General features: G+C 64.6%; 19 protein-coding genes. 10 read left to right on the forward strand and 9 right to left on the reverse strand.

Annotated features, from left to right (window positions below; all coding sequences use genetic code 11):
* Positions 1-6 precede the first annotated feature (6 nt).
* From nagA to HNQ71_RS12590, 4 genes are all read right to left on the reverse strand, one after another.
* On the reverse strand, positions 7-1,182 hold the full coding sequence (gene nagA, locus HNQ71_RS12575) for an N-acetylglucosamine-6-phosphate deacetylase (protein ID WP_184872876.1): 1,176 nt from the start codon (positions 1,180-1,182) through the stop codon (positions 7-9).
* Positions 1,179-2,192 (reverse strand): SIS domain-containing protein, encoded by a 1,014-nt coding sequence (locus HNQ71_RS12580; RefSeq protein ID WP_184873327.1) that lies wholly within the window; start codon positions 2,190-2,192, stop codon positions 1,179-1,181. The genes nagA and HNQ71_RS12580 overlap by 4 nt, the downstream gene beginning before the upstream one ends.
* A 71-nt stretch (positions 2,193-2,263) precedes the next feature.
* Positions 2,264-3,046: a GntR family transcriptional regulator gene (locus HNQ71_RS12585; RefSeq protein WP_184872877.1), complete on the reverse strand. Its 783-nt coding sequence runs from the start codon at positions 3,044-3,046 to the stop codon at positions 2,264-2,266.
* Positions 3,043-3,924 (reverse strand): BadF/BadG/BcrA/BcrD ATPase family protein, encoded by an 882-nt coding sequence (locus tag HNQ71_RS12590; protein WP_184872878.1) that lies wholly within the window; start codon positions 3,922-3,924, stop codon positions 3,043-3,045. The genes HNQ71_RS12585 and HNQ71_RS12590 overlap by 4 nt, the downstream gene beginning before the upstream one ends.
* A gap of 198 nt (positions 3,925-4,122) precedes the next feature.
* On the opposite strand from HNQ71_RS12590, the gene HNQ71_RS12595 reads away from it, so the two are divergent.
* The 6 genes from HNQ71_RS12595 (at position 4,123) to HNQ71_RS12620 (ending at position 10,446) form a co-directional block, all read left to right on the forward strand.
* Positions 4,123-5,082 carry an N-acetylmuramic acid 6-phosphate etherase gene (locus tag HNQ71_RS12595; protein ID WP_184872879.1) on the forward strand — a complete coding sequence of 320 codons (960 nt, stop codon included), beginning with the start codon at positions 4,123-4,125 and terminating at the stop codon, positions 5,080-5,082.
* Positions 5,083-5,084: 2 nt separating this feature from the next.
* Complete coding sequence (locus HNQ71_RS12600) at positions 5,085-6,344, forward strand: ABC transporter substrate-binding protein (RefSeq protein ID WP_184872880.1); 1,260 nt, start codon at positions 5,085-5,087, stop codon at positions 6,342-6,344.
* Between the two features lie 250 nt (positions 6,345-6,594).
* On the forward strand, positions 6,595-7,524 hold the full coding sequence (locus HNQ71_RS12605; protein ID WP_184872881.1) for a carbohydrate ABC transporter permease: 930 nt from the start codon (positions 6,595-6,597) through the stop codon (positions 7,522-7,524).
* Positions 7,525-7,534: 10 nt separating this feature from the next.
* Complete coding sequence (locus tag HNQ71_RS12610) at positions 7,535-8,374, forward strand: carbohydrate ABC transporter permease (protein ID WP_184872882.1); 840 nt, start codon at positions 7,535-7,537, stop codon at positions 8,372-8,374.
* Positions 8,371-9,432: a Gfo/Idh/MocA family oxidoreductase gene (locus tag HNQ71_RS12615; protein WP_184872883.1), complete on the forward strand. Its 1,062-nt coding sequence runs from the start codon at positions 8,371-8,373 to the stop codon at positions 9,430-9,432. Before HNQ71_RS12610 ends, HNQ71_RS12615 begins: the two co-directional genes overlap by 4 nt.
* Positions 9,433-9,447: 15 nt before the next feature.
* On the forward strand, positions 9,448-10,446 hold the full coding sequence (locus HNQ71_RS12620) for an ATP-binding cassette domain-containing protein (protein ID WP_184872884.1): 999 nt from the start codon (positions 9,448-9,450) through the stop codon (positions 10,444-10,446).
* Between the two features lie 165 nt (positions 10,447-10,611).
* On the opposite strand, the gene HNQ71_RS12625 is transcribed toward HNQ71_RS12620, so the two are convergent.
* The 5 genes from HNQ71_RS12625 to HNQ71_RS12645 form a co-directional block, all read right to left on the reverse strand.
* A complete protein-coding gene (locus tag HNQ71_RS12625) occupies positions 10,612-11,457 on the reverse strand; it encodes a fumarylacetoacetate hydrolase family protein (RefSeq protein ID WP_184872885.1) in 846 nt (281 codons plus the stop codon).
* 25 nt (positions 11,458-11,482) lie between these two features.
* Positions 11,483-12,214 carry an SDR family oxidoreductase gene (locus HNQ71_RS12630; RefSeq protein ID WP_184872886.1) on the reverse strand — a complete coding sequence of 244 codons (732 nt, stop codon included), beginning with the start codon at positions 12,212-12,214 and terminating at the stop codon, positions 11,483-11,485.
* A 278-nt stretch (positions 12,215-12,492) separates the two neighbouring features.
* Positions 12,493-14,865: an aldehyde dehydrogenase family protein gene (locus HNQ71_RS12635; RefSeq protein WP_184872887.1), complete on the reverse strand. Its 2,373-nt coding sequence runs from the start codon at positions 14,863-14,865 to the stop codon at positions 12,493-12,495.
* A gap of 64 nt (positions 14,866-14,929) precedes the next feature.
* Positions 14,930-15,985, reverse strand: a complete 1,056-nt coding sequence (gene deoC, locus HNQ71_RS12640; protein WP_184872888.1) for a deoxyribose-phosphate aldolase — start codon at positions 15,983-15,985, stop codon at positions 14,930-14,932.
* A gap of 246 nt (positions 15,986-16,231) precedes the next feature.
* Complete coding sequence (locus HNQ71_RS12645) at positions 16,232-17,059, reverse strand: ferredoxin--NADP reductase (RefSeq protein WP_184872889.1); 828 nt, start codon at positions 17,057-17,059, stop codon at positions 16,232-16,234.
* 219 nt (positions 17,060-17,278) lie between these two features.
* Between HNQ71_RS12645 and HNQ71_RS12650 the strand changes: the two genes are divergently transcribed.
* From HNQ71_RS12650 to HNQ71_RS12665, 4 genes are all read left to right on the forward strand, one after another.
* The gene (locus HNQ71_RS12650; protein WP_184872890.1) at positions 17,279-19,363 is read left to right on the forward strand and encodes a hydantoinase/oxoprolinase family protein; all 2,085 of its coding nucleotides are present in this window, start codon (positions 17,279-17,281) and stop codon (positions 19,361-19,363) included.
* A gap of 16 nt (positions 19,364-19,379) precedes the next feature.
* A complete protein-coding gene (locus HNQ71_RS12655; RefSeq protein ID WP_184873328.1) occupies positions 19,380-21,122 on the forward strand; it encodes a hydantoinase B/oxoprolinase family protein in 1,743 nt (580 codons plus the stop codon).
* Positions 21,123-21,238: 116 nt separating this feature from the next.
* Complete coding sequence (locus tag HNQ71_RS12660) at positions 21,239-22,015, forward strand: ABC transporter substrate-binding protein (RefSeq protein WP_184872891.1); 777 nt, start codon at positions 21,239-21,241, stop codon at positions 22,013-22,015.
* Positions 22,016-22,082: 67 nt separating this feature from the next.
* Positions 22,083-23,198, forward strand: a complete 1,116-nt coding sequence (locus HNQ71_RS12665; RefSeq protein WP_246461483.1) for an aminomethyl transferase family protein — start codon at positions 22,083-22,085, stop codon at positions 23,196-23,198.
* Positions 23,199-23,224 lie beyond the last annotated feature (26 nt).

Genomic DNA, 23,224 nt, shown 5'->3' on the forward strand with positions numbered 1-23,224 from the left:
CTGATATCACCCAGGGCTGTTGGAGCCGGCTGCAAAAACCTTGTCGCCGCCGACCCAGACGCTTGCAACATCGAGGTCGTCCGACAGCGCAACGATATCGGCAGCCGTGCCGTTGGCAAAGCGCCCCAGCCGGTGCGACTGGCCGATCGCTTGCGCGGGATAGAGCGAGGCCATGCGCAAGGCCTCTGAAAGCTCGACCCCGACGACGCGGTGGATGAACCGAACGGCGGAGATCATGTCGAGATCGGCACCCGCAAGCGTGCCGTCGGCAAGCCGCAGGCTGCCATCCCTGCGGTAGATGGTGCGGCCGTTGAGCGTGAACGAGGTCATGTCGGTGCCAATCGGCGCCATGGCGTCGGTGACCAGCACGATTTTGGCCGGTCCCTGCTTGGCGCGCAGCGCGATCTTGATGGTGGCGGGATCGACATGGATGCCGTCGGCGATGAGGCCGGCCGACAGCGAGCCGATATCGATGGCCGCGCCAGCCAGCCCTGGCTCGCGGTTGCCAATCTGGCTCATCGCGTTGAACAGATGCGTGACCATCGAGGCACCGGCCGCGGCAAAGGTGCTGGCCGTGGCGTAGCCGGTGTCGGAATGGCCGAGGCTGACGATGACGCCGGCCCTGGTCAGCGCCGAAACGCGCGCCGGTTCGACGGATTCCGGCGCGATCGTGGTCAAAAGAACCGGCAGTTTCTGCCGCGCCGCGATCAGCTTCGCCTGGTCGGCGTCCAGCATCGGCCGGATGAGCGCGGGATCGTGCGCGCCCTTGCGGGCGATCGACAGATGCGGACCTTCGAGATGCAGGCCGAGGAAACCCGGCAGCTTCCGCAGCGTCGCTGCTTCGCCGGCGGCGACAGCGGCAGCGGTGATGTCGGGCGTATCGGTGATCAGCGTCACCAGCAGCGCCGTGGTGCCGAAGGGCGCATGCGCCCGGCAGATGGTTTCGAGCGAGGCGACATCGGGGTGGTCGTTGAGCATGACGCCGCCGCCGCCATTGACCTGCAGGTCGACGAAGCCTGGCGCCAGCATGCCGCTTGTCTCGACGATGCGGATGTCGGATGCAATGGCGCCGGCGGGCAGGATGGCCTCGACGAGGCCGTCGCGCACGACAAGTGCGGCGCCGTCATGCCAGTCGTCGCCGTCGAAAATGCGGGCGCCAGTCAGGGCAAAACGGTCGCTCATACGGTCTCCGTCACCTTGCGAAGATTGCGCGGCGTGTCCGGATCGAGGCCGCGATGGCGGGCAAAGGCCTCGACGAACATGTAGAAGGAGACGATCAGCGTCAGCGGATCGGTCAGCGGATGGCCCGTGGCGACATGCGGCAGGCGCACGACGCGCTGGGCAAGTGCGGAGGTGACGAACACCGGCGCGCCCTTGGCCGCCAGGCTGTCGGCGGCTTCGGCAACGGACGGTTCGGATGCGTCACGCGCGGCCAGCGCCAGCACCGGAAAGTCCGGGCCGATCAGCGCCAGTGGGCCATGCATGACTTCGGCCGCGCTATAGGCCTCGGCATGCATGCCGCAGGTCTCCTTGAACTTCAGGGCCGCCTCGTTGGCCATCGCCGCCGACGGGCCGCGGCCGAGGATGAACAGCGACTTCTGCTTCTCGATCGTGTCGGACAGCACCGTCATCCAGTCGCAGGCGATCGCCTTGCGGAAATGCTCGGGCAATTCGAAAAGTGCAGCCAGCAGCGCCTCGTCGCCGGTGGCATGCGCCATCAGGCCAAGACCGGCGACGGCGGAATTGATGAAGGTCTTGGTCGCCGCGACGCTGCGCTCCGGCCCGGCCAGGATATCGATGGCATAGTCGGAGGCACGCGCCAGCGGCGAATCGGCGGTGTTGGTGATGGCGATGGTCAGCGCGCCACCGGCCCGTGCCGTCTCGGCCATGGCGACGATGTCGGGGCTCTTGCCCGACTGCGAGATCGCCAGGCATGCCGAACCGCCGAGCCTGAGCTCGGCTCCATAGATCGAGGCGATCGAGGGACCGACCGAAGCGACGGCAAGGCCGGCGGTCAGTTCAACGGCATATTTCATGAAGGTGGCCGCATGGTCGGACGAACCGCGCGCCACGGTGACGACAAACTGCGGGTCGCGTTCGCGGATGCCGCGCCCGGCCTCGGTCAGGACAGTGCCGGAGCCGTCGAGCAGGCGGGCGACAGCCAGCGGGATCTCCTCGATCTCACGCCGCATATGGGTCATTCCAGCCGATTTGGTCGGCTCAGTCGACATGGTCGGCTCATTCGGCATTGTCGGCTCTGTGGTCATGGTCGGCCCTCTTCGCTCGGCCCTGTCAGCCGCAGTTCGGCGACGAAATCATAGGCGTCGCCCCTGTAGATGGAACGGGTGAATTCGATCACCTTGCCGCTCGTCAGATAGGAGATGCGCTCGATGTGCAGGCCGGCAATGCCCGGCGGCACCTCGAGCAGGCGCGCGTCACCGTCGCCGAGGTTGGCGGCGGAGATGCGTTGCACAGCCCGCACCGGCCGGTTGCCGGTCAATTCCAGCGCCGCATAGAGCGAGGACCCTATTCCCGCCGGGTCGGGCAGCACGCTGGCCGAGAGCGAAGCGCGTTCGATCGCCAGCGGCGTGTCGTTGGCGATGCGCAGGCGCGCCACCCGCGCCACCAGTTCGTTCGACGACAGGCCGAGCACCATCATCTCGTCGGGCGAGGGCGCGTAAAGGCCGCGGTCGAGCCAGGCCGAACGCACCGCCATGCCGCGCCGCGCCATGTCCTCGGTAAACGAGGTCAGCCGCGACAGCGACTGCTCGACGCGCTCCATGCGCGGCGCCACGAACGTGCCGGAGCCATGGCGTTGCACCAGGATACCGCCCTTGACCAGGTCCTGCACCGCCTTGCGCACGGTGACGCGCGAAATATCGGCCTTGGTGGCGATGTCGCGCTCGGAGGGCAGTGCGTCGCCCGGTCCGATCAGGCCGCGGTTGACGGCGTCCTCGATGCTCTTCCTGAGTTGCAGGTAGAGCGGCGCGCCGCTTTGCGACGACTGTTTCAGCGTGGCGAAGATCTGGTCGGCGGCATCGCTCATCGAGCCGCCTCCGCTGGCTTGGCGAAAAGGCGGGCCGCCATCTGCACCGCGCCGCCCAGGGCATCGTCGAGAGGCGGCTTCAGCAGCGCCCGGTAGCGGGCCGACAGGCGCGGCGCGTAAAGCGGCGCCAGCCCGCCGAGCAGGCACAGCGGCGCGTCGTCCGCAAGGTCGAGCGCGCCGAGCGCGGCTTCGACATCGGCGACCACCCTGTCCAAAATCCAGTTGGCGACGCTGTCGCCCTTTTCGGCATGCTCGAACACCTTGGGCGCGAAGCCGCCGAAATCGCCGGGCTTGGCGTTGGTGGTGAATTCGACCACGTCCTGCGGATTGTTGCGGAAGACCGCCAGCATGCTCTGCGTCAGCGGCGAACCCTCGCGGACGCCGTCATAGGCAAGCAGCGTCTGTTCGAGCAGGTCGCGGCCGATGCGGGCGCCGCTGCCCTGGTCGCCGACCTGAAAGCCCCAGCCGCCGATGGCGCGCGACTTGCCGTTCTTGCGCGCCATATAGGCGGTGCCGGTGCCGAGGATCGCCATGGCGCCGTCGCCGGAGCCGACAGCCCCTTCCAGCGCGATCTCGGCGTCGGTCTCGACACGGCTGATGCTGAACGGCAGGATCGCTTCGAGTTGCTGCCGGTAGGTGCCGACATTGGCGCCGGCAAGGCCGAGAATGGCCGGTGTTTGCGGGATCAGCTCCGGATCCTGTCCGGCGGCAATGAGCGCCTGCCTCGCCGCCTCGACGATGTTCGACCGGGCGCCGGTGAGATCGGTGCGGATGTTGGCGGCGCCGCTCTTGGCGCGGCCAACAACAGTGCCATCCGCAGTTGCCAGGGCGGCCCTGCAGCTGGTGCCGCCGCCATCGATACCGAGCACGAAATTCACGCGATTTCTCCTCCGGGCGGATAATACCAATAAAATACCAATAGCCAAGAGTTAATTTCCGTTTCAAAAAGATTATGCCGTATTTTATTGAAAAACTTAGCCATTTCGCCGGCTCAGCGATTTCCAAGCAGCGAATTCGTTAATGCATGTGGACAAGTGGTATTTTTTTGGTATTGTTTCCGCATTGGAGGAACCGGGATGGCCGAAACGCGCACCGAAGCGCTTCACCAAAATGCCGAGGGGCTGGATATCCAGACCCCGGACGCCATCCTTTCTTCTTTGGCCGATGCGCAGATCGAGGCCGCAAAGGTCGTGCACAATGCCATTCCCTCAATCGCCAGGGCGGCCGAGATCATCGCCGGCAGGTTGAGCGGTGGCGGCAAGCTTGCCTACGCCGCGGCGGGCAGTTCCGGCCTGATGGCGCTGGCCGACGCGCTTGAATTGCCCGGTACGTTCGGCATTCACCGCGACCGCATCGCCATCCTGATCGCCGGCGGCGACGAAGCCTTACGGACATTGGCAGGTGGGCCGGAGGACGACACCGAGGAGGCCGCAACTGCCGTCATCAACGCCGGCATCGGCAAGGGCGATTGCCTGATTGCCATTTCGGCCAGCGGCACGACGCCCTATGCGGTGCGGGCCATCGAGGAAGCCGCCCGTCGCGGAGCTGCCACCATCGGCATCGCCAACAACCGGGACTCGGCTCTGCTGCGCCAGGCTGAAACCGCGATCCTGCTCGAAACGCCGCCGGAACTGATTGCCGGTTCGACGCGCATGGGCGCCGGCACCGCCCAGAAGATCGCGCTCAACATGCTGTCGACGCTGACCGCCGTACATCTCGGCCATGTGCATGACGGCTACATGGTCAACCTGATGGCCGACAACATCAAGCTGCGCGACCGCGCGGCGCGCATCGTCGCCGCCGTCAGCGGGCGCGGCAAGGACGAAGCCGCCCGCCTGCTCGAGAAGAGCGGCGGCGCGGTCAAGACCGCCATTCTGCTCGCCGCCGGCGCCGACAGCGCCGATGCGGCGGAGAAACTGCTGGAAGGAACCGGCCAGAAGCTGAGGCCGGCGCTTTCCGCGATCGAGGGGAGCAAGGGGCGCGCTGCCTCTGTTCTCATCAAAACCGAACCTGAAAAAGGTCAACAGGGAGACTGAGCATGACAACGAAACTACTGACGGCACTGCTTCTGGGCACCAGCATTCTCGGCTCGGCCGGGGTGGCTAATGCTGCAGACGTAACGCTCAACATCGAAAGCTGGCGCGGCGACGACCTTGCCATCTGGAAGGACAAGCTGATCCCGGCCTTCGAAGCCAAGAACCCGGGCATCAAGGTGGTGTTCGCACCCTCGGCGCCGACCGAGTATGACGCCGCCCTTGGCGCCAAGCTCGCCGCCGGTTCGGCGGGCGACCTGATTACCTGCCGCCCGTTCGACAAGTCGCTTGAACTGTTCAAGAAGGGCAACCTCGCCGACCTCTCGGCGCTGCCGGGCATGGAGAACTTCTCGCCGGTGGCCAAGTCCGCCTGGCAGACGGACGACGGCAAGGCGAGCTTCTGCGTGCCGATGGCCTCGGTCATTCACGGCTTCATCTACAACAAGGACGCCTTCGACAAGCTCGGCATCAAGGTGCCGCAGACCCGCGACGAGTTCTTCGCCGCGCTCGACAAGATCAAGGCCGACGGCACCTACATCCCGATGGCGATGGGCACCAAGGATCTGTGGGAAGCCGCGACCATGGGCTACCAGAACATCGGCCCCAACTACTGGAAGGGCGAGGACGGCCGCGCCGCCCTGATCAAGGGCGACCAGAAGCTGACCGACAAGGACTGGGTCGCGCCGTATGAGGAACTGGCCAAGTGGAAGCCGTATCTCGGCGACGGCTTCGAGGCACAGACCTATCCGGACAGCCAGAACCTGTTCACGCTGGGCCGCGCCGCCATCTACCCGGCCGGTTCATGGGAAATCGGCCTGTTCAACACCCAGGCCCAGTTCAAGATGGGCGCCTTCCCGCCGCCGGTCGAGAAGGCCGGCGACACCTGCTACATCTCCGACCATACCGATATCGGCATGGGCCTGAATGCGGCGTCGAAGAATGCCGATGCGGCCAAGACCTTCCTGTCCTGGGTCGCCTCGCCGGATTTCGCCACCATCTACGCCAACGCGCTGCCGGGCTTCTTCAGCCTGAATTCCGCGCCGGTGAAGATGGCGGACCCGCTGGCGCAGGAATTCGTCTCCTGGCGCGGCAAGTGCAAGTCGACGATCCGCTCGACCTACCAGATCCTGTCGCGCGGCACGCCGAACCTCGAAAACGAGACGTGGGTTGAATCGGCCAACGTCATCAACGGCACCGACACCCCGGAAGCTGCGGCCAAGAAGCTGCAGACCGGCCTCGACAGCTGGTACAAGCCGGCAAAGTAAGAGCTCAGGCAGCGAGATCGGCCGGGCGCATGCCTGGCCGGTCTCGAACTACCCTGGTTTTCAGATTGCGCCCGTTCAGATAGCGATTGTCGGCACCGCCTCTCGGCCTTACCCTCCCTTGTGGGGGAAGGCTAGCTGATCAGTCGCAGGCCTTTGTTCTTGCCGCACCGGGCAAGAATATTCGGCCGTGCATCGAGGCATCATCTAGCATCACACCATTTGCAACCGAGAGACGGCGGGAACCGAACTCATGGCCGCAGAAATACGACCGAAACGACCGTTCCGCTGGCACATTGGCGTCTTCCTGGCGCCGGCGGTGCTTGTCTACACGGCGATCATGATCCTGCCGCTGGCCGGCACGCTGCAGCTGTCGCTGTTCCGCAACATCGAGCAGCATCAGGTCTTCGTCGGGCTGGAGAACTTCCGCACGCTGTTCGGCGACCCCAACTGGTCGGTGAATTTCTGGAACGCGCTGAGGAACAACACCTGGTTCTTCATCATCCACATGCTGGTGCAGAACCCGATCGGCGTCATGCTGGCCGCACTTCTGTCCAGCCCAAGACTGAGATTCTCGGCCTTCTACCGCACGGCGATCTTCGTGCCGACCATCCTGTCCTTCGTCATCGTCGGCTTCGCCTGGAAGCTGATCCTGTCGCCGCTGTGGGGCGTGGCGCCGCATCTGCTCGATCTCGTCGGCCTGAAAAGCCTGTTCACGCCGTGGCTCGGCAAGGAAGAATACGCGCTGACCGCGCTCAGCCTGATCTCGGTATGGCAGTTCGTCGGCATCCCGATGATGCTGATCTATGCCGCGCTGCTGTCGATCCCCGAAGAGGTGATCGAGGCCGCCGAATGCGACGGCATCACCGGCATGTCACAGTTCTGGAAGATCAAGCTGCCGCTGATCCTGCCGTCGATCGGCATCATCTCGATCCTCACCTTCGTCGGCAATTTCAACGCCTTCGACCTGATCTACACCGCGCAAGGCGCACTCGCCGGGCCGAACTATTCGACCGATATTCTCGGCACCTTCCTCTACCGCGCCTTCTTCGGCTTCCAGCTGCAGGTCGGCGACCCCAACATGGGCGCGGCGATCGCCACGATGATGTTCGTGATCATCCTCGGTGGTGTCTGCGTCTATCTCTTCCTCGTGCAGACGCGCCTGCGTCGCTACCAGTTCTGAGGGGCAAGAGATGAGCACCGCCACCCGTTCCCTGCCCCGCACCATCGGCGCCCACGCGATCCTGTTGACCTACACGGCGATCGCGCTGTTTCCGGTGATCCTCGTCATCATGAATTCGTTCAAGTCACGCGCCGGCATCTTCGGCGCGCCGCTGACGCCGCCGACGCCCGGGACTTTCGACCTGATCGGCTACACCACCGTCATCGGCCAGGGCGATTTCATCCACTACTTCCAGAACAGCCTCGTCGTCACCGTGGCTTCGCTGTTCTTCGTGCTTCTGTTCGGCGCCATGGCCGCCTTCGCGTTGTCGGAATACCGCTTTCGCGGCAACTCGCTGATGGGGCTCTATCTGGCGCTCGGCATCATGATCCCGATCCGCCTCGGCACCGTCGCCATCCTGCAGTTGATGGTGGCGAGCGGGCTGGTCAATACGCTGACGGCGCTGATCCTGGTCTACACCGCGCAAGGCCTGCCGCTCGCCATCTTCATCCTGTCGGAATTCATGAAGCAGGTGTCCGACGACCTCAAGAACGCCGGCCGCATCGACGGCTTGTCCGAATACACCATCTTCTTCCGCCTAGTGCTGCCGCTGGTCAGGCCATCGATGGCCACCGTCGCCGTCTTCACCATGATCCCGATCTGGAACGATCTGTGGTTCCCGCTGATCCTGGCGCCGTCGGAAGAGACCAAGACGGTGACGCTCGGCGCGCAGCTGTTCCTCGGTCAGTTCGTCACCAACTGGAACGCCATCCTGGCAGCGCTCTCGCTGGCGATCATGCCGGTGCTGATCCTCTACGTCATCTTCTCGCGGCAGCTGATCCGCGGCATCACCTCGGGAGCCGTCAAGTGAGTTCGCAAGCACCCCTTCGCGTCGTCGTCGCCGGCCTCGGCAATATGGGCCGCAGCCACGCGCTGGCCTATCACACCAATCCGGGTTTTCAGATCGCGGCACTGGTCAATCGCTCCGACGTGCCGCTGCCGGACGGGCTTTCCTCCTATGGCATCAGGCGATCCTTCGACGAGGCTTTGCGCGACGAAAAGCCCGATGTCGCCTGCATCGCCACCTATTCCGACAGCCATGCCGACTATGCGGTGAAGGCGTTCGAGGCCGGCTGCCACGTCTTTGTCGAAAAGCCGCTGGCAACGACGGTGGCCGATGCCAAACGCGTCGTTGCGGCGGCAAAGGCCAATGGCAAGAAACTGGTGATCGGCTACATCTTGCGCCATCACCCGTCCTGGATCAGGCTGATCGCCGAGGCGCGCAAGCTTGGCGGCCCCTATGTCTTCCGCATGAACCTCAACCAGCAATCCTCGGACCATACCTGGGACACGCACAAGCAGTTGATGCAGACGACGTCGCCGATCGTCGACTGCGGCGTGCACTATCTCGACGTGATGCTGCAGATCACCGACGCCAGGCCGGTCGAGGTGCGCGGCATGGGGTTGCGGCTGACCGAGGAGATAGCGCCGTCGATGTACAATTACGGCCATCTGCAGGTGCTGTTCGATGACGGTTCGGTCGGCTGGTACGAAGCCGGCTGGGGGCCGATGATTTCGGAAACGGCCTTCTTCGTGAAGGACGTCATCTCGCCCAATGGCTGCGTGTCGATCGTCATGAAGGAGGGTGTGAAGTCCGATGACATCGACACCCACACCAAGACCTCGACCATCCGCCTGCACAGTGCGGCGACCAGGCCCGACGGCAAGTTCGCCAAGCCGGACGAAATGCTGTCGATGACGGGCGAGCCCGGCCATCAGGACCTCTGCGATCTCGAACAGGCCTTCGTGCTGAAGGCGATCCGCGAGGATATCGATCTCACCAGGCACATGGACGACGCGGTGAAGTCGCTCGCCGTCTGCCTTGCCGCAGACGAGAGCGTGCGCAGCGGCGCAGCCGTCAAACTCTAGAACAGGGACGAAGCCGTGGGCTCGCTGAACATCGAGAACGTGAAGAAGGCCTTCGGGCCGGTCGAGGTGCTGAAGGGCATCAACCTCGAGGTGACGGACGGCGAATTCGTCGTATTCGTCGGTCCGTCGGGCTGCGGCAAGTCGACCTTGCTCCGGGTCATCGCCGGGCTGGAGGATTCGACCTCGGGCCGGGTCGTCATCGACGGCCAGGACGTCTCCGCCACGCCGCCGGCCAAGCGCGGCATCGCCATGGTGTTCCAGACCTATGCGCTCTACCCGCATCTGACGGTGAAGAACAATATGGGCCTTGGGCTGAAGCAGGCGAACACGCCGGCGGCCGAGATCGACCGCCGCATCGGCATTGCCTCCTCGATGCTGTCGCTGGAGCCCTATCTCGAAAGGCGGCCGGCCGAACTCTCCGGCGGCCAGCGCCAGCGCGTCGCCATAGGCCGCGCCGTGGTGCGCGAGCCCAAGCTGTTTCTCTTTGACGAACCCTTATCGAATCTCGATGCGGCATTGCGCGTCAACACGCGGCTGGAGATCGCTCAGCTGCACCGCCGGCTGAAAGCGACGATGATCTACGTCACCCACGACCAGGTCGAGGCGATGACGCTGGCCGACAAGATCGTGGTGCTGAACGCCGGCCGGATCGAGCAGATCGGCGGCCCGATGGAACTCTACAATTCGCCGGCGAATGAGTTCGTAGCCGGCTTCATCGGCTCGCCGAAGATGAACTTCGTCGACGGCGCCAGGCTTGGTGAAACCGCCAAGACCATCGGCGTGCGGCCGGAGCATCTGACCGTCGATCCCAAATCCGGTGCCTGGAAGGGCACGGTCGTCCACGCCGAGCATCTAGGCGCCGACACCAATCTCTATCTCGACTGCGAGAAGGCCGGCCTGATCACCGTGCGCATCTTCGGCGTCTACGACGCCGAACCGGGCGCCACGCTCTATGCAACGCCGGACCCGGCCAAGACCTATCGGTTTGGAGCTGATGGGAAGGTGCTGAAGTAATATCGCTGCAGAGGTCGGCGCTGCCCCTCACCCTTACCCTCTCCCCGTGAAGAACGGGGAGAGGGGGTCCCAGCGTTGGAGCGCTTCCCTTCTCCCCGTCACTGTACGGGGAGAAGGTGCCGGCAGGCGGATGAGGGGCGGCGCAAACTTATCGAACTTAAGTGCTCAAGCGTCAGCCTTGAACGTCTGCTTCTGCTGGCCGAGACCCTCGATGCCGAGCTCCACAACATCACCGGCCTTCAGGAACACCGGCGGCTTCATGCCCAGCCCGACGCCGGGCGGTGTGCCGGTCGAGATGATGTCGCCGGGATGCAGCGACATGAACTGGCTGAGGTACGAAACAAGGTATGCCACGCCATAGACCATGGTCTTGGTCGAGCCGTTCTGCATCGTCTTGCCGTTGACGGTCAGCCACATCTTGATGTTCTGCGGATCGGCGACCTCGTCCTTGGTCACCAGCCACGGGCCGATCGGACCGAAGGTGTCGCAGGACTTGCCCTTGGTCCATTGGCCCTGCCGCTCGGCCTGGAAGGCGCGTTCGGAGACGTCGTGGGCGACGCAATATCCGGCGACATAGTCGAGCGCGTCGGCTTCGCTGACATATTTCGCCGTCTTGCCGATGACCACGGCCAGTTCGACTTCCCAGTCGGTCTTCACCGAGCCGCGCGGGATCAGCACGTCGTCGTCGGGCCCGACAATGGCCGAGCTTGCCTTCATGAAGATGATCGGCTCAGGCGGCACGGTGGCGCCGGTCTCGGCGGCGTGGTCGGAATAGTTGAGGCCGATGCAGATGAACTTGCCGGTGCCGGCAACGCAGGCGCCGATGCGGGGCTTGCCGGAAACCGCCGGCAGCGACTTCGGATCGAGCTTGGCAAGCGCCGCTAGCGATGCCGGATCGAGTGCCTTGCCACCGATATCGGCGACGTGGCCGGTGAGATCACGGATCGTCCCATCCGCATCGAGCAGGCCGGGGCGTTCGCTCCCTGCCTCGCCATAGCGCAGCAGCTTCATCGTATGTCTCCTCAGTCGGTTTGGTTCAGATCGACCAGCCGCCGTCGATATTATAGGCCTGTCCGGACGTATAGGTGGCACCGGCCAGATAGACGGCGAGATCGGCGATTTCTTCCGGCGTGCCGAGCCGGCCCATCGGCTGGCGGGCGATGAAGGCGGCGCGGGCGGCTTCGTAGTCGCCCTGCGCATGCATGCGGTCTTGCAGCGACGGGCTCTCGACCGTGCCGGGGCAAATGGCATTGCAGCGAATGCCCTTGGCGACATAGTCGGCGGCGATTGCCTTGGTCAGGCCGATGACCGCGGCTTTGGTGACGCCATAGGCGAAGCGGTTCGGCACGCCTTTGCCGGCGCCGGCGACCGACGACATGTTGATGATCGATCCGCCGCCACGCTCCAGCATGCCGGGCAGCACCGCTTTGATGGTGCGGATCATGGCACGGACGTTGAGGTTGAAGGCGAAATCGAGATCGGCCTCTTTCATATCGAGGATCGAGCCGGAATGAACGAAACCCGCGCAGTTGAACAGCACGTCGACCTTGCCGATCTCGGCAAAGACGGCGTTGACGGCCTCGTCGTTGAGCACATCGAGTTTGCGGGTCTTGATGTCGGAGGTCTTGGCGAGTTCCGCCAGCAGCGCCTCGTTGATGTCGGTGGCGTAGACGACGGCACCCGCTTTGGCGAAGGCCAGCGCGCTCGCCTTGCCGATGCCTTGCGCCGCTGCCGTGACGACAACGACCTTGCCTGCCAGATCCGCCATGCTCTTCTCCTCGTCCGCTTGGGGTCGTCCGGGTCTACCGGTGGTCGGCCACGGCGTCATGGGCCAGTCGGACGCCATCATGCGGCCTGCGCGCCTGTCAGCCCACAGATAAAGATGTTTTTTCTCGTTAAAGAACATGCATCCGGGCGTCAAGCCCGAACACGATCACCGTCCCGGCAGCGGCGTCGAAACTGCCCAAAGCGCACGACGTGCTTCAGTTCCTTGCCTTCATGGATGTCGCTGTCCCAAAACCGCTGACGCTTTTTGGGCGACATGCGTCAGTCGCCGTAAGGCACCCAGACGTTCTTGACCTCGACGGCGCGGCGCAGGAAGGCATCGCCGGCCGCCTCGTCGGACGCCCAGTCGAGGCCGCGGCCATTGCCGCTCCAGACGCGCTTGAGGTTGCCGATCGACTCCGCCTCCGCCTTGGCGCAGGTGTCGGCGTCAGCGAACACCCAGAGGCCGTCGACATCGTCATGCTTGGCCAGAACGCCGGCAAGTTCGGCCGTGCGGCCGGTGACGATGTTGATGGCGCCGGCTGGAACGTCGGAATATTCGATGACCTGGTAGAGGTCGGTGGCGAGCAGCGGGTAGCGCTCCGACGGCACCGCGACCACGGTGTTGCCCATGGCGAGCGCCGGTGCGACCAGCGAGATCAGGCCCAGCAGCGGTGACGCGTCGGGCGCCACGATGCCGACGACGCCGACCGGTTCGTGCAGCGCCAGTGTCACGGCACGCGCCGGTGGCTGGTGCACGCGGCCCTCGAATTTGTCGGCAAGGCCGGCATAGAGGAACAGCCGCTCGATCGACTGGTCGACCTCGTCGCGGGCCGCCTTGGGCGTAGCGCCGGTCAGTTCGGTGAGGCGGGCGGCAAACTCGCCGGCCCGGCCGGAAAGATTTTCGGCCAGATAGTAAAGCACCTGCGAACGGTTGTAGGCGGTCGCCTCCGGCCAGGCTTTGCAGGCCCGCGCGGCCGAAACGGCGTCGCGGATATCCTTGCGGCTGCCAAGACCGACCTCGCCGGCGAGCTTGCCCTTGGCGGTGGCGACAGCCAGCGAATAATTGCCGTCCGGCCGCACCTGCTTGCCGCCGATGAACAGCTTTGCCGTGCGGTCGATGATCTCGCCGTCCGATTGCTCGGCAGGTTGCGCGGAGACCGCCGCCGGCTTGATCACCGGGCCAAGCGGCAATTTGGCAGCCAGATATTCGAACATGCCTTCGCGCCCGCCTTCGCGGCCGAAACCGCTCTCGCGGTAGCCGCCGAAACCGCAGGCGGCGTCGAACATGTTGGTGCCGTTGACCCAGACGACGCCGGCTTTCAGCTGCGGCGCGACATGCAAGGCGAGGTTGACGTTTTCGCTCCACACCGAGGCGGCCAGCCCATAGCGCGTGTTGTTGGCAAGCTCGATCGCTTCCTCGGTGTTGCGGAAGGTCATGGTCGCCAGCACCGGTCCGAACACTTCCTCTTGCGCCAGGATATTAGCCGGCGAAACACCGGTAGCGAGCGTCGGCGGATGATAATAACCCGACGTTGGCAGTGCGGCGTCCGGCTGCCAGCACACGGCGCCCTGTTTGGCGCCTTCGGCAACCAGCCCCTTGACCCGGTCGAGCTGTGTGGCGTCGACCAGCGGGCCGATATCGGTGTTCTTGTCGAGCGGGCTGCCGACGCGCAACCGGCTCATCCGCGTTTTGACCTTGGCGATCAAGGCATCGGCGATGCCTTCCTGCACCAGCAGCCGCGAACCGGCGCAGCAGACCTGGCCCTGGTTGAACCAGATGCCGTCGACCAGGCCTTCGACGGCGCTGTCGAGATCGGCGTCCTCGAAGACGATGAAGGCCGACTTGCCGCCAAGCTCCAGCGACAGTTTTTTCCCTGACCCCGCCGTGGCTTTCCTGATGATCTTACCGACTTCCGACGAACCGGTGAAGGCGATCTTCTGGATGCCAGGGTGGTTGACGATGGCCGCACCCGCCTCCGGGCCGCCCTGGACGATGTTGACGACACCTTTAGGCACGCCGGCCCGTTCGCAGATCTCGGCAAACAGGATGGCGGTCAGTGGCGTGAATTCGGCCGGCTTCAGCACCACGGTGCAGCCCGCGGCAAGTGCCGGCGCGATCTTCCAGGCCAGCATCAGCAGCGGAAAATTCCACGGGATGATCTGGCCGACGACGCCGACACCCTTGTGGCCGGGGAAATCCCTGTCCAGCGCCTGCGCCCAGCCGGCATGGTGGATGAAATGGCGGATGGCCAGCGGCACGTCGATATCGCGGCTTTCTCGGATCGGCTTGCCATTGTCGATCGATTCAAGCACAGCGAACAGGCGCTGGTGGCGCTGCATGGCGCGGCCGATGGCATAGAGCACTTTCGCGCGTTGATAGCCCGAAGACGCCGACCATTTCGGCAGCGCCTTGGCCGCGGCCGAAACCGCCGCGTCGATATCGGCGGCATTGGCGTCCGACACTTTGGCCAGCAGCTTGCCGGAAGACGGCTCGCTGGTCTCGAAGGTCTTGCCGCCGGAAGCTGCTTTCCAGTCGCCGCCAATGAACAGCGCCTTGCCGAAGTCGCGCGCCGCAAGCCAGGCGTCGGCCTCGTTGCGGGCTTCCGGCGCCGGGCCGTACTCCATGGCGTGATAGCGGTCGAGAATGTTCATGGGGTTCCTCCTTCACCTCCCTCGTGGGGAGGGTCGATCGGCTAGGCTGATCGGGGTGGGGCGCTCAAGCCATCGCGTGGCGGTGATTGGCCGAATAGTGCCCGGTCAGATGGTGTTCGAGCTGGCGCTCGATGTCGGTCAAAAGGCTCGAGGCGCCGAAGCGGAACAGCTCGGGCTCCAGCCACGGCCGGCCAAGCTCTTCCTTCATCAGCACCAGCCAGTCGAGCGAGGCCTTTGCCGTGGAGATGCCGCCGGCCGGCTTGAAGCCGATGAGATAGCCGGTCTCCTCGAAATAGGCGCGGATGGCACGCACCATGGCGAGGCCGACGGGCAGCGTGGCGTTGACACTTTCCTTGCCGGTCGAGGTCTTGATGAAGTCGGCGCCGGCCATCATCGCCACCATCGAGGCCAGCATGACGTTGCGCAGCGTGGCGAGGTCGCCGGTGCCGAGGATGACCTTCAGATGCGCGTCCCCGCAGGCGGCGCGCATCGAGACGATCTCGTTGTAGAGCTCCCGCCACTTGGCACCGAACACCAGCCCGCGCGGAATGACGACGTCGATCTCGTCGGCGCCGTCCTTCACCGAAGCTTCGATCTCCTGCAGGCGGGTGGAGAGTGGGGCGAGGCCGTGCGGAAATGCGGTGGAAACGGCGGCGACATGGATGCCGGTGCCGCGCACGGCGTCGACGGCGGTGGCGACGAAGGGATGGTAGACGCAGACGGCGGCCGGGCGAATGACCTCGCCCGCAATGCCGAGACCCTCGACGATGTCGCGACGGAACGGATTGATCGCCTTGGCGCACAGCCGGCGCACGCGCTCTTCGGTGTCGTTGGAATTCAGTGTCGTCAGGTCCATGCAGGCGACGGCGCGCAGCAGCCAGGCGGCCTGGTTGTCGGCCTTGATCGAGCGTCGCTTGGTCAGGCTCGCGACGCGGCGTTCAAGCGCCGAGCGGTTGACGCTGCGCACCGACTCCATGAAGCCGAGGTCGAGCTTCATCCCGGGGTTGCGCGCGATGCGATGGTCCAGCGGAACGGGGGTATTGGCGGCGGCGCGCGCCGGCAGCGGCGTCACCTTCGACGCGCCGGCACCAAGCTCGGCTTCGCGGATTGTGCTGCTCATCTCCTGCCCTTTCACTCAGCGACGTGCGCTGAAGATAGACCGTGAATTGACGCTTCACGAGTCCCTTAATGCATGCCGCCCAAAAGTGCGCAGCGGTTTTGGGACAACGGCATGCATCGACGAAAAACAAAAAAGGTGCGTCGCGTAAGGCGACGCGCTTTTGCGCTCATAGCTGAAAAAGGCCGCGAAAGCAGCTAGTTTTTGACCGAAAGGTCAAAATGCGGATTTGAAGGCGTGGGGCCCTGCTCAGCCGACGAAGGCGCGTTCGACAACGAAGCTCGCCGGATGATGCAGCGAGCCTTCCTCGAAGCCGAGGCTTTCGGCCAGCTCCTTGACGTCCTTCAGCATGTGCATCGAACCGCAGATCATGATGCGGTCGGTTTCCGGATTGAGCTTGTCGATGCCGAGATCGGTGTAGAACTTGCCGGACCCGATCAGCGCGGTGATGCGGCCCATGCGCGCCGAGTCTTCGCGGGTCGTCGAATTGTAGAGGGTGACGCGGCCGCCGGTCAGCTCGCCGATCAGCGGATCGCTTTCGAGCCCGGCGACCAGCTCCTGGCCATAGATGAGCTCGGCAGTGTCGCGGCAGGTGTGGGTCAGGACGACCTGCTCGAACTTCTCATAGGTGTCGGGGTCGCGCAGCAGGCTGGCGAAGGGCGCGATGCCGGTGCCGGTCGAGATCATGAACAACCGTTTGGCCGGCGTCAGCGCATCGACGACCAGCGTGCCGGTCGACTTCTGGCGCATGATGACGGTGTCGCCGACCTGGATCTTCTGCAGTTCCGAGGTCAGCGGGCCGTCCGGCACCTTGATTGAGAAGAACTCCAGCTCGTCGTCCCAGGCGGGGCTCGCCACCGAATAGGCGCGGAACACCGGCTTCTCGGCATTGGGCAGGCCGATCATGACAAACTCGCCGGAACGGAAACGCAGCGACTGCGGTCGGGTGATGCGGAACGAGAACAGCCGGTCCGTATAATGCTTCACCGAGACGACGGTCTCGGCATAGACATTGGCCGGAATCGGAAACTGCAGCGGGCGGGCGCCGGCGGTATTGAATGCGGATGTGGTGTTCATCAAATCCAACCTTCTGGCCCAACTGCGAACGCGGGCCTAAACCTTCACCTGCGCGCCCGAACCATTCAGGTTCCGGCGTGCTGTCTGCACACTCCGAGGCGGTAAGCTCTTGTGTCCGGAATTTATTAGTATACAAACGATATTTGCGTCAAGATACCGCCGCGAAACACCTTTCCAAACTGTGACATATCCGTAGTCCGCGCATTTCGGGTTTCGACAATGAAAGAGAATTTTTCGGTGCAGCCGCCGGATTCCCTGGGCAGCGTCGTCGCCGGTATCGATGTCGGCGGGACCTTTACCGACCTGCTTCTGATCGACGGGCGCGACGGTGGCCGGGTGCATATCGCCAAGACCCCGACCACGGTCGACAACCAGGCTTTCGGGGTCGTTTCGGCGCTTGGTGCCACCGGGTTTCCGATCGACGGCATCGACCTCATCGTGCATGGCACGACCACCACCACCAATGCCGTGCTCGAACGCCGGCTGGCGAAAACCGGTATGATCACCACGCGCGGTTTTCGCGACGTGATCGAGCTCGGCCGGCGCACCCGGCCGCAGGCCTATGGCATGACCGGCAGCTTCGTGCCGATCATCCCGCGCAATCTGAGGCTCGAAGTCTCGGAGCGTATCGAGGCGTCGGGCACGGTGCGCACGCCGCTCGACGAGGCCGAAATGCGCGACGCCGTGAAGGCGTTGATCGAGGCCGGCTGCGAATCCCTCGTCATCCACTTCCTGCATTCCTACGCCAACCCGGCGCATGAGCGGCGCGCCGCCGAAATCGCCGCCGAGCTCTGGCCGAACGGCTACATCACGTCGGGGCACGCGCTGCTGTCGGAAGCGCGCGAATTCGAGCGCGGCGTCACCGCTTCGGTCAACGCCTCGGTGCAGCCGATCCTCGAGCGCTATGTCGAGCGGCTGCGCGAGGAATTGGGGGCAAAAGGCTATGCCCGCGACTTCCTGATCATGAACGGCAATGGCGGCATGATCTCGGCCCGCTTCGTCACACGTGAATCGGCCAAGACCGTCATGTCCGGCCCGGCCTCGGGCGTCATCGCCGCCGCCTATACCGGAAAACGCGCCGGCTACGAAAACCTCGTCACCTACGACATGGGCGGCACCTCGACCGACGTGGCCTTGATCCGCAACGCCGAGCCGGCGGTCTCGAACGAGATCGAGATCGAATATGCGATGCCGATCCACGTGCCGATGGTGGCGGTGCACACGGTCGGCGCCGGCGGCGGCTCGATCGCCCGCGTCGATGCCGCCGGCCTGATCCAGATCGGCCCGGAAAGTGCGGGCGCCAATCCCGGCCCGATCTGCTACGGGCGCGGCGGCCTCGAGCCGACCATCACCGACGCCAATCTGGTGCTCGGCCGGCTGGCGCCGAAGAAGCTGCTGGCGGTCGAAAATCCGGTCACCGTCGAGCGCGTCACCGGCATCTTCGAGGAGAAGATCGGCAAGGCGACCGGCCTGTCCGGCGTCGAGGCAGCGGGCGCGGTGCTGCGGCTGGGCAACATGAAAATGGCCGGCGCCATCCGCATGGTTTCGGTGTCACGCGGCCATGATCCGCGCGATTTCGCGCTGTTCGCCTTCGGTGGCGCCGGGCCGCTCCATGCGACCGCCCTGGCGCGCGAACTCGGCCTGCCCAAGGTGCTGGTGCCGGCGCGGCCAGGCATCACCAACGCGCTCGGCTGCGTCGTCGCCGATCTGCGCCACGACTTCGTCAACACCGTCAACCAGCCGGTGGCCGTTCTCAATGAAACTCAGCTCCAAGCGGTATTGGAACGGCACCGAAACGAAGGCGAAGAGCTGATCGGCAAGGAAGCGGTGAAGCCGGAGACGATCCACGTCACGCACTCCGCCGACATGCAGTTCGTCGGCCAGACCCACATCATCAACGTGCCGTTGCCGTCCTCGTCGGTGACCCGGCACGAGCTGCAATCCCTGTTCGAAAAGGCCTATTTCGCCCGCTTCAAGGTCGAGTTGCCGGAAATCCGCGCCAACCTCGTCAACCTCAACACCTCGGTGACGGGTGTGCGGCCGGCGATCGACCTGTCGCGCTTGATCGACCCGGCGGGGCGCGCAAAAACGCTCGACGAGGCGCGGCGCGAAATCCGGCCGGTCTGGTACGGCGGACGCTGGCACGACACGCCGGTCTACGCACGCGAAAAGCTGCCGCTCGACGCGGTGATCGAAGGCCCGGCGATCCTCGAACAGATGGATGCGACCACCGTGCTCGAACCCGGCGACCGCGCGCGCTGGGATGCCGACGGCAACATCATCATCGACATTGGCGAGGCCTGAGATGCCTGACATTGATATGGCAAAGCTCGACGCCATCACCCTTTCGGTCCTCCAGGCGGCCTTGCAGCAGGTCTGCGACGAGATGGACCTGACCTTCTCCCGCGCCGCCTTCTCGCCAGTCATCGCCGAAGCCAACGACCGCTCCGACGGCATCTATTCTGCCGTCGACGGCTCGCTGATCGCGCAAGGCAGCCAGGGCCTGCCCGTGTTCGTCGGCGTCATGCAGTATTCGACCAGGACGGTGATAGAGATGATCGCCGATGGCCGCTGCCTGCCGCCGGAGCCCGGCGACATCTACATCGTCAACGATCCTTATCTCGGTGGCACCCATCTGATGGATGTGCGCTTCGCCATGCCGGTCTACCGGGCAGGAAAAATCTTTTGCTGGCTGTCCAACACCGGCCATTGGCCTGACATTGGCGGCTCGGTGCCCGGCGGCTTCTCGGCTTCCGCGACCGCAGTCGAACAGGAAGGCCTGCGGCTGCCACCGGTGAAACTGTTCAAGAAGGGCGTGCTCGATCCGGAAATCTACGCCATCATCTGCTCCAACATCCGGGTTGCCGACCAGCGCATCGGCGACATCCGCGCCCAGGCCGCCGCACTGCTGATCGGCCAGGATAGGCTCAATGGAATCCTAGATCGTTACGGAGACGAAACTGTTGTCGAGGCGATCGCCGAATTACGCCGGCGCGCCGCCGAGCAGATGCGCGCCAACATATCCGCCATCCCCGACGGCACCTACCATTCCAAGGCCTTCGTCGATTCCGACGGGGTCGTGAACGAGCCGCTGACCATAGCGCTGGCCGTCGAGAAACAGGGCGACACGCTGACCTTCGATTTCGCCGGCTCATCAAAACCCTGCGCCGGGCCGATGAACAGCGTGCTGGCGACCACCCTGTCCTCGGTCTATCTCGCCATGCGCCACATTTTCCCGGATGTGCCGATCAGCGCCGGCGCTTTCGAGCCGCTGATCGTCAGGCGGCCGGAAGGCACCTTCCTCGATGCCAAATACCCGCGCCCGGTTTCGGGCTGCGCCGCCGAAGTGTCGCAGCGCATCGCCGAGGCGGTGTTCGCGGCCATGGTGCAGGCGCTGCCGGACAAGGTGACGGCGGCCCCCGCCGGCTCCAGCGGCAATTTCGCGCTCGGCGGCAACGATCCGGCGCGCGGCCGCGACTACGTCATGTACCAGATCTCCGGCGGCGGCTATGGCGGCAATTCGGGCCATGACGGGTTGACCAATGGCTGCTCGACCATCGGCATCTCCAAGTCGCCGCCGGTCGAGATCATGGAACAGGCCTTTCCGGTGCTCTACCGCCACTACGCCTTGCGCGAAGGCTCGGGCGGCGCCGGCAAGCAGCGCGGTGGTTTTGGCCTCGCCTATGAGGTCGAGATCCTGCGCGGCGACGCCCGCGCCTCCTTCGTCATGGATCATGGCCGTTTCGGCCCGCAGGGCGCGCTCGGCGGCAGGGACGGTGCCGTCAACACGGTGACCGTCTTCCGCAATGGCGAGAAACATGTGCCGCCGCATCTCTCCAAGGAGCAGGACATCGCCCTGAAGGCCGGCGACCGCGTGCGCGTCGGCACGCCGGGTGGCGGCGGCTATGGCGATCCGCGTGAGCGCGATCCGGAACTGGTGCTGCGCGACGTTTCGCTGGGATACTACACGTCAACGGAAGCCCGCGAAAAATTCGGCGTTGTCCTCTCGGCAGCCGAGTTCGCCGTTGACCGGAAGGCAACGGACAAGCAGCGTGCCGGCTAACACTGCCGGCTGCTTGGATCGCTCGCCGCGCCGTGATCGGCGCATGACATGTCGTTTCCGTCTCCGCCGGGGTCACGAAAGCCCGTAGACTTCTCCGGTCAACGGAGATCTCGGACATGCGTCTTTTCGGTCGTTTCGTGCTTGCCGCCTCGGTCGCCCTGGTTCTCGCCACGGGTGCCGCTTCCGCCCAGGACAAGAAGCTCAGGATCGGCACCGAGGGCGCCTATCCGCCCTTCAACTACGCCAATGCCGACGGCACGCTGGGCGGTTTCGACATCGACCTCGGCAAGGCGCTGTGCGCAGAGATGAAGGCCGAGTGCGAGTTCACCGTGCAGGACTTCGATGGCTCGATCCCGGCGCTGCAGGCCGGCAAGTTCGATGCGATCATCAACATCACCATCACGCCCGAGCGGGCGGAGAAGGTCGAGTTCACCCACAAATACTACCAGACGCCGCCGGCCATCGCGGTGCCGAAGGATTCGACCATCGCGGGCACCTCGCCGGACGACCTGAAAGGCAAGGCGCTCGGCGTGCAGACCGCGACCATCCACCAGAAATTCGCCGAGCAGAAATACTCAGGCTCGACCGTCAAGGCTTACCCGAACGGTGATGACGCCCGCACCGACATGGCCAATGGCCGCCTCGACGCGATGATGGACGGCTCGATCATCCTGACCGAATGGCTGAAGAAACCCGACGGCGCCTGCTGCAAGCTGCTTGGCACCCTGACGGCCGATCCGGCCATTCACGGCCCTGGTGTCGGCATCGCGCTGCAGAAGGGCGACAAGGAGTTGGCCGACAAATTCAATGCGGCAATAGACGCGCTGCGTGCCAGCGGAAAATACAAGGAAATCAACGACAAATACTTCTCGTTCGACGTCTACGGGAATTAATCCTGGACCGAACAACGTCGGCAGCGCTGTCCGGCGCTGCCGTTTTTCATGAATAATGGAGACTTTCTTGGCTGAGCGGCGCTCCCCCTTCTACAGCAGCATCGTCGGGCTGGGCGCGACCATGGGTCGGGTCGGTGGCGATTTCATCTCGGCCAAGACTTATTCCGGCATTGCCGACGAGCACCTGAACACCCGCAGGAATGTCGGCGTGCAGGATCTCAGCACCATGGGCAAGATGGACATCAAGGGGCCGGACGCCGAGGCGCTGGTCAACTATGTCATCGTCAATGACGCCGCGGCGATGAAGCCCGGCCAGGTCCGCTATTCCACCGTCTGCCGCGAGGATGGCGGCATCATGGACGACCTTACCGTGTTCCGGCTGGCGCCGGAGCATTTCATGCTGGTGACCGGCTCGGTCAATCGCCTCAAGATGCTGCCGTGGCTTTTGCATCATGCGCAGGGGCGCAAGGCCTATGTCACCGACATCACCGCGGCCATCGCCTTCCCGACCATCCAGGGGCCGCGCTCGCGCGACCTGCTGAAGGCGCTTGTCGCGGAAGCCGATCTGGACCGGCTCAAGCGCTGGTCGTTCGCCTCAGGGCGCATTGGTGAGACGAAGATACTGATCTCGCGCACCGGCGTGACCGGCGAACTCGGCTTCGAACTGTTCGTGCCGGCCGACGAAGCGATATCGGTCTGGAACGCGTTGATGACAGCCGGCCGTGACTTTGGCCTGAAACCTTATGGCGTGCTGGCGATGTTCACGCTCGGATTGGAAAAGGCCTATCCGGCGCATGGCATCGACATGGACGAGAGTCGCACGCCGTTCCATGTCGGCCTCGACCGCTGGATCAAGTTCGACAAGGGCGATTTCGTCGGCCGCGAAGCGCTGCTCAAGGTCCGCGACAAGGGCCTCGACGAGCAGTGGGTCGGGCTGATCCTCGACGGCGACAGGCCGGCGGCGACCGACGCCAGGGTGCTGGCCGATGGCGAGGACGTCGGCATCGTCACCTACGCCGACCACGGCTATTCCCTCGGCAAGGTGCTGGCGACCGCGCATCTGCGGCTGCCGTTCACCGCCGTCGGCACCGAACTCGGCATCGACATCGACGGCAAGCCGACCCGCGCGGTCGTCGCGCCAATCCCGTTCTTCGACCCTGAGGGGGTGAGGCTGAGGGGCTAGCGCGGCTTGTTCCGGAAATCGCTTTG

The organism is Mesorhizobium sangaii, from assembly GCF_014207355.1.
GTDB classification, from domain to species: domain Bacteria; phylum Pseudomonadota; class Alphaproteobacteria; order Rhizobiales; family Rhizobiaceae; genus Mesorhizobium; species Mesorhizobium sangaii.